We start from the raw sequence: 14186 nt of genomic DNA, 5'->3' as shown, positions 1-14186 counted from the left end.
CACCGCCTTTCGAAAGTGTTTGCTAGTCGATGCTCGTGTCACCCGGCTTGGCGCCTGCCGCTCGCGCAATCTCGTAATCGCGCAGCGCCTTGAGACGCGCAGCGGGCGCAGCGCTTTCAAACAGCGTTTTGCCGTTCAGATGATCGATTTCATGCTGCAGGCAGCGACCGAGTAGGCCATCGCCTTCAATGATGTAGTCTTCGCCGTCGAAGTCGGTGAATTTCACCACGGCGTATTCGCGGCGGCATTCAGGCACGGAAATGCCGGGGCACGAAAGACAGCCCTCTTCTTCGGTGACCAATTCGCCTTTGAGCTCAAGAATTTCAGGATTGATGAGCGTGATGGAATCTTGGCGGCCATCTTCCTGGTCGCAGTCAATCACGATGATGCGCTTAAGCACGCCCACCTGCGGCGCGGCAATGCCGCAACCGTTGTTCTTGTACATCGTTTTCGCCATTTGCTTCGCGAGCTTCTTCAAGCTCTTGTCTTTGATGTCGCACTCCTCGCACACCTGGCGAAGAATGGGGTCGGGGTATTCCACCACCGGGAGCGTGTCAAAAACCATATTCAGTTCCTTTTATCGAAAGGGCCACGAATCAGGCCCCGTTTCAACAAGCAAAGTTTGCAGCCGAGAGTATATCAAAGAGTGGCGCACGGCCCGACAAATGCGCAGATGGTACACACAAATACGCGGACGGCGGGGGTCGACGACACATGCGCGCCTGACGAGTGGCCGATTGGGCATGGCCCTCTGGCACGCCACCCCAGCGCGGCGTACCGGAGCAAAGCTCACACCACCTACAGCAAGCTGTACGGATCGACGTCGACGGCGACGTTGACCTTTTTGTTCGCGCGTCGTTTGCGAATCACCGGCTCGGCGAGCTTTGAGATGTCGGCCCCTGCAGGCGCCTTGATTAAAATATGCCAACGATGCTGGCCACGCAGCTTGTCGATGGCGCACGGCGCCGCACCCAAGCTCTGCCAGCCATCGCCCACGATATCGTCGATCTGCTCCTGCACGCGCTTCGCGAGCGCCTCGGCTTCAGCGCGCACGGCTTCCTCTTCAGCGCCCCATACCAAAATATTCGCCAAGCGCGCATACGGCGGGTACCCGAGCATCTTGCGTTTCGGCAGCTCATCGGCAAGAAAACGCTTGCGATCGTAATGCGCAGCCGCACGAATGGCCATTGCGTCGTGCATATAGGTTTGCACGAGCACGCGCCCCTCGAAGCGCCCGCGGCCCGCACGGCCCGCGACCTGCTCCACCAAGTCGAACGTGCGTTCCGCCGATCGGAAATCGGGCAGGCGCAGCTGCGTGTCGGCATTGATCACGCCCACGAGCACGACATCGTCGAAATCGAGGCCCTTCGCGATCATCTGCGTGCCCAAAAGCACTGCCGCACCGGGCTGGCCGAATTCGGCGAGCAGCTTTTCATGTGCATCGCGCGTCGCAGTGGTGTCGGAATCCATGCGCACCACGCGAACAGCCGGCTGGCCGGTTGCGCTCGCGTGGTCGTCGAGTACGCGTCGCAGCTCCATCTCCACACGCTGCGTTCCCGCGCCGAACTTCTTCAAATAGGGGCTTCCGCACACCGGGCACGTCACGGGCGCCTGGGAGGTTTTGCCGCAATGGTGGCACACGAGCTTGCGGCCCACTTCGTGATAGGTCAGCGAAACCGAGCACGTAGTGCATTCGGGCACATAGCCGCAATCGCGGCACAGCAGGAAGTTCGCGAACCCGCGCTGGTTCAACATGAGCACGACTTTGCGGCCCGCATCGACCGCGGCGAACAGGTTTTCCTGCAGCTCTTTCGCAAACATAGAGCGAGAGCCGCGGCCGAATTCCTTCGCCATGTCGACAATTCGCACCTCGGGCATGGGCTTGCCGTTCGCGCGCGTCGGAAGCACCACGCGATGCCACATATCGTCGACCTTGCAGCGGCACAGCGTCTCGATCGAAGGAGTCGCGCTGCCCAGCACAAGCGCCGCGCCGGTGCGCTGGGCCATCCATGCGGCCACATCGCGCGCGTGGTAGCGCGGCGCGCTTTCCTGCTTATAGGTGCTTTCGTGCTCTTCGTCGATAATGACGAGGCCAAGCGTTGCCATGGGGCAAAAGAGCGCACTTCTCGCACCCACGACCACGCGCTTTTTGCCCAGACGCACCGCTTCCCACTGGTCGAAGCGCTCGCCAGCCGTCATGCGCGAGTGCATAACGGCCACGGTATCGCCGAAGCGGCTCTCGAATCGCGACACCGTTTGCGGGGTAAGCGCGATTTCAGGCACGAGCACGATAGCACCGCGCCCCAACTCGAGCGCATGGCGAATCGCACGCAGGTATACCTCGGTTTTGCCCGACCCCGTCACGCCGTCGACCACGCACACCTCGCCGGCGCAGCGGTCAATGCACGCGTCGACGCACGCGAGCGCCGCAGTCTGGCCTTCGGTGAGCGCAAAACCCTCACGCGCCTCGGCGGCCTCGGCGATTTCTTCATCGAGCGGCACGGGCGCCTCGGCTTCGCCCTTCTTCTTCCTGCGACGCGCAGGCTTTTGCAGCTCCCACACATCGCCGCGTTTCACGACCTTCGGCGCGCGGCCCACGGGCGTGAGCAAATGCACGCACGAGCTGAGGGGCGCCACGTATTCATGAGCGATAAATTGGATAAGCGCGGCGCCGTCCTCATCGAAATAGGGCGAGGAAAGCACCGAGAGCAACGGTTTGAGGCGCGCCGCCGATTCGGGATCAATTTCGGAATCGAGGCGCTCGCAAACTTCCATGACATAGCCAATCGCACGGCGCGCGCCGAATTCGACAAGCACGGCACAACCCACTTCCACGCCGACCATATCGGCGGGAACTACGTAGGTATAGAGGCTGTCAAGCGACTGGGTTTGTATGTCCAAAACTAAGGAAACGGTTCTCATGCAGGCGAGTATATAAGAAAAGCGAGCCTCGGAAGAGACTCGCTTTCAAAATACAACATATGTTCGTGTTTGCGAAATGCGGGCGGACGAACTACTCCAAGCCGCACGCCTTGCGCAGCGCCTCGGCCTTGTCGCGGCGCTCCCACGTGAACTCGGGAAGCTCGCGGCCGAAGTGGCCGTAGTTGCTGGTGAGACGATAGATCGGACGACGAAGGTCGAGCGCGTCGATAATCGCGGCCGGGCGCAGGTCGAAGACTTCGGACACAGCCTTCTCGATGTCGGCCACAGGCACATGCTCGGTGCCGAAGGTGTCGACCATGATGCTCACCGGGCGAGCCATGCCAATGGCGTAGGCGATTTGCACTTCGCAGCGATCGGCCAAGCCAGCCGCCACGACGTTTTTGGCGACCCAACGCGCCGCGTATGCTGCGGAGCGGTCGACCTTCGTGCAATCTTTGCCCGAGAACGCGCCGCCGCCGTGACGGCCCATGCCGCCGTAGGTGTCGACGATAATCTTGCGACCCGTGAGGCCCGTGTCGCCCATGGGGCCACCGATGACGAAACGACCCGTGGGGTTCACGTAGATATCCATGTCGCTTGCGGCCTTCAAACCTTCAGCGGCAAGCACAGGGTTGATCACATGCTCAATAAGCGCGGCTTCGAGCTGATCAGGCTCAACGCCCTCATCGTGCTGGGTGGAAATGAGCACCTTCTCAACGGCTTCGGGCTTGCCATCGACATAGCGGACCGAAACCTGGGTTTTGCCGTCGGGGCGAAGGAACGGAAGCGTGCCGTTTTTGCGAACCTCGGTCAAACGCTCAGAGAGGCGATGCGCCAGGTAAATGGGCATCGGCATGAGCGTGCTCGTTTCGTTGCAGGCGTAGCCGAACACCATGCCCTGGTCGCCCGCGCCAGTTTCGTCTTCCTTGTCGGCAGCTTCGCCGTGCTGGGCCTCCCAGCTCTCATCGACGCCCTGGGCGATATCGGGGCTCTGGCTGTGAATGGCGTTGATCACGCCGCAGGTGTCGCAGTCGAAGCCATACTTCGCACGGTCGTAGCCGATGGAGCGAACAACGTCGCGCACGATGGTGTCGACGTCAACGTAGGCCTGCGTGCGAATTTCGCCCGTCACGAACACCGTGCCCGTCGTGGCAACGGTTTCGCATGCGCAGCGAACCTGCGACACGTCGGCAGGCTTGCCGCTCGGCGAAATGTAGCCGGCTTTTTCGAGCTCGATTTCTTTAGCGAGAATCGCGTCCAGAATGGCATCGGAAACCTGGTCGCACAACTTGTCGGGGTGGCCTTCGGTCACCGACTCAGACGTGAACAGGTAGGTAGCATTCTCGTTGGACATTCAGAATTCCTTTCTTCATCGCTGTTGGCGGGACCACCGTGGGTGTTGCCCCCGGTTGGTACCGGGATCGACGAGCCAACCCTCTTCCCCGGATCTTGATAAATACTGGTGCGCCTGGCGCACAAGCTACACATAGTAGCCGAAATCGACAGCACGACGAGCCAGGCCGCCTGCGCACACGATAACGACACGAACAGGCGATTATGAGCGCAGGCCACCGTTGTAATGCAGCGTGCGGCCTTCCTTCTGCAGGCGTTCGAACTTATGCATATCGGCCTCGGCCATGCCCTGGGTTTTCGTCATGCGCTTGCCATGCATGGGGTCGCGCGGGTCGTTCCACAAACGCTTGGCGACGGGCGCCCACTCCTCGCTGAACGCCTTGGTTTTCGAGCAGAGCTCCTCGGCGCTTTCCTCGTGCTGCAAATCGGTCGATTTCGCGCCGGAACGCGCGACCATATCGGCGAGCATGCCCGAATTTTCCAGAATGGGGCACGGGCGCAGGTAGTTGCCGTCGAAGGGCTGCTCGTAGTAGTACTCCATGAAAATGGGCGAGCGCAACGCGTCAAGCAAGCTTACGTCATGGATGTTCGCGTTCGAATAGTGCGCAAACACACACGGCTCCACATCGCCCGCGGCATTGATGTGCAAGTAGCGACGCCCGCCGGCAATGCAGCCACCCACAAATTCGCCGTCGTCTTGGAAGTCGAGCGTGAACAGGGGCTTCGTCTGGCGCATCTCGCGCACGAAGTTGTACAGATGCTCGCGCTGAGCGGCGTTGGGGATAAGATCGGGCGTGGAACCGTGGCCAACAGGCATAAACGAGAAAATCCAAGCGAACAATGCACCCTGGTCGATAAGCCAATCGAAGTATTCTTCAGACGCAATAGAGCTCGCATTCTGAGCGGTGTAGCAGCATGAAACGCCGAACGGCAGACCGTGCTCGCGAAGCAGCGCCATGGCCTTCGACACCTTCTGGAACACGCCTTCACCGCGGCGCGCATCGGTGGCTTCCTCGAAGCCTTCAGCCGAAATTGCCGGCACGAAGTTCGCCACGCGAAGCATGTCTTGGCAGAACGCCTCGTCGATGAGCGTGGCGTTCGTGAAGCAGAGGAACGCGCAATCGGGATGCGCCTCGCACAGCTTGATGAGGTCGTGCTTGCGCACCAGGGGCTCGCCGCCCGTGTAGATGAACACGTGCGTTCCCAAGGCCTTGCCTTGCTCGATGATGGAATTGATGTCGTCGTAGCTCAGGTTGAGCTTATGGCCGTATTCTGCGGCCCAACAACCCGTGCAATGCAGGTTGCACGCGCTCGTGGGGTCGAGCAGAATCGCCCACGGAATGTTGCACTGATATTTGTCGCGGTTCTTCTCTTGCTCGCCCCATACCATAAGGTTCGAATCGATCAAGAACGATTTCACCAGGCGATTTCGCACTTCGGGGTTCAGATGGGCAATTTTCATGAGCAGCTGATACCAGTTGTTCTTCTCGTCAATCGCATTACGGAATGCCTCGCGTTGCGAAGGGAAAAGGTTGCGCGGAGCGGCCTTGTCGACCATCTCCATCGCCTTTGGAAACCTTGTTTCGGGGTCTTCAAACAGGTAATCGACCATTTTGCACAATGCCGCATGCTTCACGGAATCCAAAGCGACCATAACACTCCCCTTTTCTCGCCGCGTTTTGGCGACGTGGTGCTTCAATATTTTTTCTACATGTGTGGTTTTATGCTCATATGTGCATTATTATGATTCGAAGCAAAGGGGACAATTGCCAGTATTGCTACAGGTGAAGCATAAGCAACAGAGTGTTTTAATTTGGGGTTAACTTTGCCGAAATGTTGATTTCAGATTCAAAGGGGCGCAAAAGAATATGGCACAGGAAAGCGGCGCGAAGAAAATCGATCGACGCGTATTGAAAACACGCCAAGCAATCGAGGAGGGCTTGGCGAGCCTCATCCTGAAAACCGACTACGACAAAATCACCGTAAGCGCTTTGGCGAAAGAAGCCAACATCAATCGCAAGACGTTCTATTTGCACTACGACTCGGTCGACGACGTGCTCGACGCTATGACGAAACGACACGCGCAAAAAACCATGGAGCGCATCAAGGCAAGCGGCGTTTTGGACACCGTGCCGCTCGATGTCGATGGCGTTGCGCACGAGATTGGTGAAAGCTATCGCCAAACGCGCCTGTTCAACCCAATATTCATGGAAAAGCTTCCCATTAAGCACCTTATTTCGGCCATGACGCCCTATTGGGTCGAAGCTATTCAGCGCGAGCGCGCGGCGCGCGGCCTTAAGTCCCTGGAAAACACCGAGTACTACGCACGTTTCATTCTGGGCGGCATGTTCGAAGCCTATGAAAGCTGGTACAACTCGGGCGACGACGTGCCTTTCAACGAAATCGCCCGAATCGTTGCGAAAGCAATGACCCGAGGCGTCAACGGAATCTTAGAAGCAGAGACCTGCTAAATGCTCGTAGCGTTTAGCAGGTTCGATCAGCGATAGGCACGGGTTTTGGCGATAAGCTTGCGGTAGATGCGATCGCGAATCCACGGCTCGCTTGACAGGCGAACGGCATCGTCGAGCGGCACCCATTTCAGGGCGGAATTCTCGTCAGGCTTCACCTTCAGCGGTTCATCGGGATTTGCCTGCGCTAAATACGTCACATTCAGATGCAAGTGGGAGCCCACATATGCGCCGCGCTTCTCGTGGCCGTTCACCGTGAGCACCTCGAGCGAGAAAATATCGCCACCGTTAGGGCGGAAATCAGCTCGTTGGCACGATTCAAAACCCCGCGCGAAACAGCTTTCGCTCGACGCGTCTTGCTCAAGTGGAAGATTCGAACCTCCCAGAACGCCATTCCCTCGAACAAGCTCGCCCTCGGCCGAAACGCCGCGGCCATACGGAAGAATGCGGCCATGCACGCCAGTCTCTTCTTCGAGTTCGCGAAGAGCAACCGCGCGCAAATCGGCCACGCCATCGGCATGACCGCCAATCCACGACCACGATTGGTAAATGTTGTGCCATTCAAGCAGCGTGCGTTCAAAAGAAGCATCAACCGTCCAAATCGATGTCGCCATATGCGCCTGCGCAGAGCGCTCGAAGCAATTGGGGTCACTTTTAAGAGCGCGAAGAATCACCTGTTTATCGACCGATTCCTGTTCATTGAACGGCTTGAAAGCTTCAATGTCGGCAATCAGTCGGGCGCGATCGCGGTCCATCGTTTCCACATGCACTCCCCTCGTACGTTAAAACGAGGCAGGATCGATTCCCTGCCCTGCCCGGAAAGCCGGAAACCAGCAGTTTCCCACCAAGGAAAAATGGGGCAGAAGGCTTTCCTCCTACCCCACTTTCGTACAGCTACTCGTAATCGGCCAGATTGGGCTCAATAGCTGGCTTGCCGGGGCCTTCCGGCAAAAGATCGGCGAAGGTCGCCTCGACGAGCTCGATGGCGTTGCGCGGGCAAGCAGCCTCGCACGCGCCGCAGCCGACGCAGTAGCGCGCGTCGTACTCCAGGTGGCCTTCCTTGGTCGCGATGCGCGCGCCGCTCGCACACTTCGCCACGCAATCGAGGCATTCCACGCAGGCGTCATGGTCGGTCGCGCTCACGGCGATTTCGACATTTTCGGCGATATCGGGCTTGGCGGCATAGGCCTCAAGCAGCATGCGGCGACGAGGCGGCATGACGCGGATCGCCCTGCCCTTCTCGAGCGCGTCGCTTAAGTACTCGCCCTCGCTCAAATTCAGCGCCTCGCGCATGCGTTCGCGTTCCTTCTTGCGATAGGCCTCCTTCAGGGTGTCAGACTGCTTCAGACGGCGGCGGCCAGAAATAATGCCGAACGCATCGTCTTTCACGCTGTCAAACGCGGCACGACGGTCGAATTCGTCATCGACCACAGCTTCCACGGGAGGCGCATATTCGGGAATTTCGCGATCGAAGTGAACGCTCTCGCCCGTTTGCGCCTCGGCAATTTCGATGGCTTTGGTGAAAAGCAACTCGCCGATTTTCGCAGCGCGCGAGCAATCTTCGCAGTACTTCAAATCGCACGCCACGCACACAGGAACGTTCTGCGAGAGCAGAAGCGTCCACAACTCGGGAGGCACGCACGCCAAGCAAGGAAGCACCGTGACATTTTTCGCCGGCTCAAAACCAGGGAAAACGTTCTCTTCGCAGGTGAGGTATACGATTTCTCCGCGCATGGCCACTTTGCGCAAGTGGTCATACAGGCGCAAAGCCGTCGCCGAGCTCGAAGAGAACGCGTCGCACACGCCAATGCACACGCCGCACTTCGTGCACGCATCGCGATCGATAACCGGCGCGCCCGCCTCGTCGAAGGAAAGAGCCTTGGCGGGACACGCGAGCTGGCAGCGCGTGCAATGTGCGCCGTGCGTACGCGTGCAGTGTTCAGGAATCGTGAGAACTTTCATCGCTGCGAGAATCCCCCTTTAAGCAGCCTTAACAACGCAGAGCGCCCGCGCCGAACGCATTGCCGGCGCGGGCGAAATATTAGAATGCGGCAGCGAGCGTCGCGTCGATGCGGGCAAGCACGTCTTCGCGATTCAGCAGCTCAATGCTCTCGAACAGCGGCGGGCTCACCATGTTGCCGCACACGGCAACACGAAGCGGCTGGAACATGAGCTTGGGCTTGATGCCCATAGGCTCGCACAGCGCACGACACGCCTCCTGCATGGGATCGCATTCCCAAGCCTCGGCGTTTGCAAGCACCTCGCGGCACGCGCGCAGCGCTTCATCGGCGCGGGCGCCTTCCTTCTGCAGAACCTTCTTCACGCTCTTGGCGTCGAGCACGACGTTTTTGCCCCAGAACATGTACGGCAGCTTCTCGGCAGCATCGCTCAGGCTCGTCTCGCGCTCGGCGAGCAACGGGTAAAGCGCCTCGTAGAATGCGGGGCGCGCCTCGATGTCGGCAGCGATTTCGGCAACGGCGGCAGCTTGCTCGTCGTCGGAAAGCGCGAACGGCTCAGCCTCGGCAGCGTCAACCACCACAGCGCCCTCGGCGGCAGCCATGCCGGCTGCGCGAGCCTGCGCCAGCCACGGCGTGGACAGCTTCACCCATTCGTCGGCCTGCATGGTTTTGATGTACTGGCCGTTCATCCAATCGAGCTTGGTCTCGTCGAACACGGCGTCTTTCTTCGTAATGCGGTCGAGGCCGAACTTCTCGCACAGCACTTCGCGCGGGATAATCGTGGTCTCGCCGTCGAGGCTCCATCCCAGAAGGGCCAGGAAGTTCACCATCGTGTCGGGCAAATAGCCGCGCGCAGCGTATTCCTCGACGCTCGTGGCACCGTGGCGCTTGGAAAGTTTCTTGCCGTCGGCGCCCAGAATCATGGAGAGGTGCGCAAATGTCGGAGCCTCAAGGCCCAATGCCTCATAAATCAGAATCTGACGCGGCGTGTTGGACAGGTGGTCGTCACCGCGAATTACATGTGTGATATGCATGTTCGCATCGTCGCAGACCACGGCGAAGTTATAGGTCGGCGTGCCATCGGTGCGCACCAGAATCATGTCGTCCATAACGTCGGCCGGGAAGCTCATGTGGCCATACACGGCGTCGTCGAACTCGATGGGGCCATGGTTCTCGGGCACCTTCAGGCGCCATACATGCGGCTCGCCTGCATCGATGCGCGCCTGCGCCTCTTCAGCGGAAAGCGAACGGCACGTGCGATCGTAGCCCGAATAGCCGCCCTCAGTTTTCTCGGCAGCCTCGCGCTTGGCGTCGAGCGTTTCCTTCGTGCAGAAGCACGGGTACACCGCGCCGCGCTCTTTAAGCTGCTCCAGGGCAGCCTTGTAGGTGTCGAAGCGCTCAGTTTGCTTGTAGGGGCCGAAATCGCCGCCCACTTCGGGACCTTCGTCCCAATCGAGGCCGAGCCAGCGCATAGCGCGCAGAATGATTTGCGTGTTTTCCTCGGTGGAGCGCTCGGGATCGGTGTCCTCGATGCGCAGCACGAACGTGCCGCCCGTGGCGCGAGCAAACGCCCAGTTGTAAATAGCCGTGCGGGCACCGCCGATATGAAGCTTGCCCGTGGGCGAAGGCGCGAAACGAACGCGCACGCCAGAGGTCGAATCTGCCATACGAATCTATCCTTCCAATAGTCTCTTAGCGCTTTTGGGTTGACCCTTTGCGCAGCAGCCTTCCTATAGTAATGCAAACGACGCAGCACGCAACCGTGACCACGAGCCAAATAGCGCCCATGCCCACCCAAAATTCAGGTGGATACATACAAATGAGCAAAGAATCCCAGCTGAAGGTCCACGTGCCTGCCGCAAAGAACAGAGAGTGGAATTGCGCGAAGAAGCCGTCGAAATCGACAGCAACCCACGCCGCGAGCAGCGCAAACACCGCCAAAACGGAAACGCCCGCACCTGCGAGCACGCGCCCAAGCACGCGCTTTCCGCCGCGAAACGCCGTCGCCGTGCAGCCAACGCACGCGGCCACCACGGCGGCAAGAAGCCACCACTTCGCAGCCTGCACCACGCCGAACACGTCGTCGAGGTGGCTTATGGCGTCGGGCGTGAGCACGTAGCGCTCGCTCGCCGCGTCGAATGTCGCTTCAAGCGTTGCGACCTGCTCGTCGGAAAGCTCGCCCGCAGCATAGTTCGCCGTCGCATCGATCTTGGGAGCGCCCTTGCCAGCCGTGCCGGCGAGCGCCTCTTGCGCATTGATCGCGGCGATCGTGGCGTACACCGCGGCTTTGTCGTTGTCGTCGATGGTGTAGCGCTTCGTTTGCACCGCAGCCGCAACGAGCTCGTCTTTCGTGAACGGCGAGGCGTCATCGGTCGAATAAGCGCTCGCAAGCGCCTTGGTGGAAATGTCGGGCACGGCGCACGCCGCAAAGCCGGCCGCGACAAGGCTCACGGCCAACGCCACCGCCGAAATCACGGCCACGACGCTCGTTACGATGCGCGCCGAAGACTCGCTTTTCGCCATGCTATTCATCCACCCAAATGGTCGCGGCGGTAATGCCGTGCGTCTTCTTGCAAATAACCGGCTCGGGCCCCAGTCGGCTGAACACGCCAGTGAAGCGGCCGTTGTAGATGTACAGGCCTTCCATATTGTTGTACGGCGAGGGCTCTACCGTGGCATCGGCCTCGGTACCATACAGCGGAATGGCGAGCGTCTTGAACGGCGTGCAGTAACGCTGGACCAAAAACGGCGTGCCCGCCTTGCTATCGACGTGGGCGTCGACGATTTCGACCCACTGTTCGTCGGTATAGTTCGAGCCCGCGAACACATCCTTGGAGCCATAGGCGTCGGTCGGCTTGATGATCCAGTTTTCGCGCATGGCCTTCACGTTGCGTTCGGCCACCACGTCGCTCGTCAAAAACGAGGTGAACGGCACCGTATCGCGCACGAAAGCGTTTTCATCGTCGGTAAGCAACGCCTGCGTTTCGGGCATATGAAGCACCTGGAAAATCTGCTTGTCGTGCACCAAGTGGCCCGCGAAGCTGCCGATGAGCGCCACCTTGCGCTCGCGCACGGCCGAGATAAGCGCCTGCGACGCATCCCAGTTGTCGATGATGTCATTGGTCACGCTGCGTCGCCAAATGGCATCGATTTTCGCGTCGTCGCGGCCATAGAACGCCTTCTTGCCAATAAGCTCGCCGTTCTCGAACGCCAAATCGCGCACATCGTACACCGAGCACTCGATGCCGCGCTCGGCGAACAGGCCGGCGAAAATCTTGAACTCTTCGGTAATGGCGTTTTCCAAGAAGTCGACAATCGCGACGTGCGGATTGGCGACCTTCAAATCGTAGGTGTCGTAGATTTTGAGGAACTCGTCGACCCAGCCGGCGAACAGCTCTTCGTTGCACGTACGAACCTTGTGGGCCGCGGCGAACGCCTTGAAGGGCTCGGAATCCGCGATGCTCGCGGTGATTTCGCGGTTCTCGTTCATGCCCGAAGAACCGTCGGCGTTGAATTCACAGAACTGCGCCGACATGTCGTCTTCGTTCAGGAACAAGTCCACGCGCGCGAACGGCAGCAGCGCGTCGTAGCCGCGCGGCAGCAAAATAAGCTCCACCAAGCGCGGGTCAATATCGTACACATGGCGGTAGCTGGGGTTTTCCAAATACTCGCGCATGACCTTCGACAAAATCGAATAGGTGGTTTCGGCGATATACGCGAAACGCTCGTGCGTCTCACGGTTGTACAGGCGCGGCACGTACGACGAGTCGACCACCTCGTGGTGGTAAATCGCCGTTGAATTGTTCATGTGCTCGCGCGCGGCAAGGCGGCCCTGCGCGTCGCCGCCACGTTCGGCGACAAGCGCGAGGTATTCATCGGTGAGCTGGGCGTTAGTAGGCATGAGCTCTTCCTTCTTTCTGTCGTATACGCGCCTAGCATACGACAAGCGCACGAAGCAACGTGAAACGCGTGCGCATTCTCCCAAAGCGCACCATATCTGGCGAGCGGTCGCGCTATTATGAAAGCTCCCACTAAGCATATTCAGGAAGGCGCCCGCGTGAACAAAACCCAAGAAGACACCCCGAAGCCGTCATGGGCGCGCATCGCAGGCTTCGCATGCTACCAGGGCTTTGTATACGCCGCTTTCTATTTGGGCACGAACCACCAAATGCAGCTCGGCCCCTTTTCGGTGGAGCGTGCGGAATTGCTGCTCACGCTCGCATTCATGGTTGCCGCTTTCATTGGAGAGCGCCTCGCGCCCGATGTCGCCGAACGCGCCCTGTCGCGCAGCGGCACGCTCGCCGCGTTCGCGGCGTTCATGAGCGCCGGAGCCGCCATTTCGGCCGCGCCCGGCACCACCGCGGCCGAAGTTGCCGCAGAAGGCCTGCTCATTGGAGCGCCCATGGCGCTCACACTCATGGCCTGGGGCAAAACGCTCGGCGCCAACCCGCCGCGCCTCGCCGCAACCGAGATTTTCGCCGCCACGGGCATCGCCGCCGCATGCTGTTTCGCACTGTGGTTTGCGCCAGAGGAAATCGGCTTGGCACTTCGATGCGTTCTGCCATTCGCGGGCGTGGCGTTCATGGAAATCGCTCGACATGAGCAAAGCGGCGACACGCCGGAAACGGCGCAGCCTCCCATCATTAAACCAGCGCGCGCTCGCGCGCTTTCCGCACGCATGCTCACAGGCGCCCTCATCTTTGGCTTGGCTGCGGGCTTCGTTGAGGCCTACCGAAGCGACCCCGGCTCGCTTTCCACACCCACGCTCCCCTATGCCATGTTCATCGTGGCGCTGTTCTGCGGCGGCGTTTTAGAAACGCTGCGCGCGGCGGGCGAACGCGACACGTTCTCGGCGAGCTACCGCATCGCGTTCACGCTCATGCTCGCGGGCTTTTTGTTCGCGCCCGTGCTCGTGAACGTCGATATCACGGGCGACGCCATTGTGCTTGCAGGCTACTTGGGCCTATGCGCGGCCTTTGCATCGCTGTTCTGCGCGAGCGCCCAGCTCGAAGGCGCAAGCTGCGCGCTCGCCTTCGCGCAAGGGTTTGCGGTGCTCTACGGCGGCGAGGCGCTCGGAATTTTCCTCGCGAACGGCCTCGACGCGGCGAATTCGCTGAACACCACGCCTTATGCCGCCATGGCCACCGCGGGCCTCGCCATGGTGTGCGCCTACGTGTTCCTGTTCACCGAGCGCGATTTCAGCGCGCTTTCCCGCGCGGTCGACACCGTTGCCGTCGACAACACCGAAGACGTGAAAAAGGCCATTGCCCAGGGGGCGGCTCTTTCGGCGCGCGAAACCGAGGTGCTCTCGCTCGCGCTGCGCGGCCGCACCAACGAGCGTATCGCGCAGGAGCTGTTCATCGCGAAAAGCACCGCCGATACGCACCTTCGCCGCATCTATTCGAAGTGCGGCGTGCACAGCCGCCAAGAACTGCTCGACTTGGCCGAAAAAACCGCCGCCAGCCTGCGATCGCGCGAATAGGAG

The 14186-nt window shown here is 60.1% G+C and carries 11 protein-coding genes; 2 read left to right on the top strand and 9 right to left on the bottom strand.

The window, feature by feature from the left end:
• Positions 1-22: 22 nt before the first annotated feature.
• The 4 genes from def to Q0D41_RS00940 all read right to left on the bottom strand — a co-directional run bounded on the left by def (position 23) and on the right by Q0D41_RS00940 (position 5929).
• Positions 23-565 carry a peptide deformylase gene (gene def, locus Q0D41_RS00955; RefSeq protein ID WP_294373830.1) on the bottom strand — a complete coding sequence of 181 codons (543 nt, stop codon included), beginning with the start codon at positions 563-565 and terminating at the stop codon, positions 23-25.
• A 233-nt stretch (positions 566-798) separates the two neighbouring features.
• A complete protein-coding gene (priA, locus tag Q0D41_RS00950) occupies positions 799-2922 on the bottom strand; it encodes a primosomal protein N' (RefSeq protein ID WP_294373828.1) in 2124 nt (707 codons plus the stop codon).
• Between the two features lie 91 nt (positions 2923-3013).
• The gene (metK, locus tag Q0D41_RS00945) at positions 3014-4276 is read right to left on the bottom strand and encodes a methionine adenosyltransferase (protein ID WP_294373826.1); all 1263 of its coding nucleotides are present in this window, start codon (positions 4274-4276) and stop codon (positions 3014-3016) included.
• Positions 4277-4477: 201 nt separating this feature from the next.
• Complete coding sequence (locus Q0D41_RS00940; protein WP_294373822.1) at positions 4478-5929, bottom strand: radical SAM protein; 1452 nt, start codon at positions 5927-5929, stop codon at positions 4478-4480.
• Between the two features lie 214 nt (positions 5930-6143).
• On the opposite strand from Q0D41_RS00940, the gene Q0D41_RS00935 reads away from it, so the two are divergent.
• Positions 6144-6746: a TetR/AcrR family transcriptional regulator gene (locus Q0D41_RS00935; RefSeq protein ID WP_294373820.1), complete on the top strand. Its 603-nt coding sequence runs from the start codon at positions 6144-6146 to the stop codon at positions 6744-6746.
• A gap of 26 nt (positions 6747-6772) precedes the next feature.
• On the opposite strand, the gene Q0D41_RS00930 is transcribed toward Q0D41_RS00935, so the two are convergent.
• The 5 genes from Q0D41_RS00930 to Q0D41_RS00910 all read right to left on the bottom strand — a co-directional run bounded on the left by Q0D41_RS00930 (position 6773) and on the right by Q0D41_RS00910 (position 12602).
• Complete coding sequence (locus Q0D41_RS00930; protein WP_294374448.1) at positions 6773-7498, bottom strand: NUDIX hydrolase; 726 nt, start codon at positions 7496-7498, stop codon at positions 6773-6775.
• A 139-nt stretch (positions 7499-7637) separates the two neighbouring features.
• A complete protein-coding gene (locus tag Q0D41_RS00925; RefSeq protein ID WP_294373817.1) occupies positions 7638-8705 on the bottom strand; it encodes a 4Fe-4S dicluster domain-containing protein in 1068 nt (355 codons plus the stop codon).
• A gap of 79 nt (positions 8706-8784) precedes the next feature.
• Positions 8785-10368, bottom strand: coding sequence for a glutamate--tRNA ligase (gltX, locus tag Q0D41_RS00920; RefSeq protein WP_294373815.1), 1584 nt, complete (start codon positions 10366-10368; stop codon positions 8785-8787).
• Positions 10369-10393: 25 nt separating this feature from the next.
• Positions 10394-11224 (bottom strand): DUF1461 domain-containing protein, encoded by an 831-nt coding sequence (locus tag Q0D41_RS00915; protein WP_294373813.1) that lies wholly within the window; start codon positions 11222-11224, stop codon positions 10394-10396.
• Position 11225: 1 nt separating this feature from the next.
• Complete coding sequence (locus tag Q0D41_RS00910; RefSeq protein ID WP_294373810.1) at positions 11226-12602, bottom strand: carboxylate--amine ligase; 1377 nt, start codon at positions 12600-12602, stop codon at positions 11226-11228.
• Positions 12603-12758: 156 nt separating this feature from the next.
• On the opposite strand from Q0D41_RS00910, the gene Q0D41_RS00905 reads away from it, so the two are divergent.
• Positions 12759-14183: a helix-turn-helix transcriptional regulator gene (locus Q0D41_RS00905; protein WP_294373808.1), complete on the top strand. Its 1425-nt coding sequence runs from the start codon at positions 12759-12761 to the stop codon at positions 14181-14183.
• Positions 14184-14186: the final 3 nt, after the last annotated feature.

It is taken from the genome of uncultured Slackia sp. (genome assembly GCF_934630525.1).
Taxonomy (GTDB): Bacteria; Actinomycetota; Coriobacteriia; order Coriobacteriales; family Eggerthellaceae; genus Slackia.
The sequence above is the reverse complement of the archived record's forward strand: the minus strand, read 5'-3'. Positions and strand labels throughout refer to the sequence as shown.

Excerpts from the sequence above, each read along its gene's own strand:
- def (WP_294373830.1), bottom strand. The coding sequence starts at position 565 with ATGGTTTTTGACACGCTCCCGGTGGTGGAATACCCCGACCCCATTCTT.
- priA (WP_294373828.1), bottom strand. The coding sequence starts at position 2,922 with ATGAGAACCGTTTCCTTAGTTTTGGACATACAAACCCAGTCGCTTGAC.
- metK (WP_294373826.1), bottom strand. The coding sequence starts at position 4,276 with ATGTCCAACGAGAATGCTACCTACCTGTTCACGTCTGAGTCGGTGACC.
- Q0D41_RS00940 (WP_294373822.1), bottom strand. The coding sequence starts at position 5,929 with ATGGTCGCTTTGGATTCCGTGAAGCATGCGGCATTGTGCAAAATGGTC.
- Q0D41_RS00935 (WP_294373820.1), top strand. The coding sequence starts at position 6,144 with ATGGCACAGGAAAGCGGCGCGAAGAAAATCGATCGACGCGTATTGAAA.
- Q0D41_RS00930 (WP_294374448.1), bottom strand. The coding sequence starts at position 7,498 with ATGGACCGCGATCGCGCCCGACTGATTGCCGACATTGAAGCTTTCAAG.
- Q0D41_RS00925 (WP_294373817.1), bottom strand. The coding sequence starts at position 8,705 with ATGAAAGTTCTCACGATTCCTGAACACTGCACGCGTACGCACGGCGCA.
- gltX (WP_294373815.1), bottom strand. The coding sequence starts at position 10,368 with ATGGCAGATTCGACCTCTGGCGTGCGCGTTCGTTTCGCGCCTTCGCCC.
- Q0D41_RS00915 (WP_294373813.1), bottom strand. The coding sequence starts at position 11,224 with ATGGCGAAAAGCGAGTCTTCGGCGCGCATCGTAACGAGCGTCGTGGCC.
- Q0D41_RS00910 (WP_294373810.1), bottom strand. The coding sequence starts at position 12,602 with ATGCCTACTAACGCCCAGCTCACCGATGAATACCTCGCGCTTGTCGCC.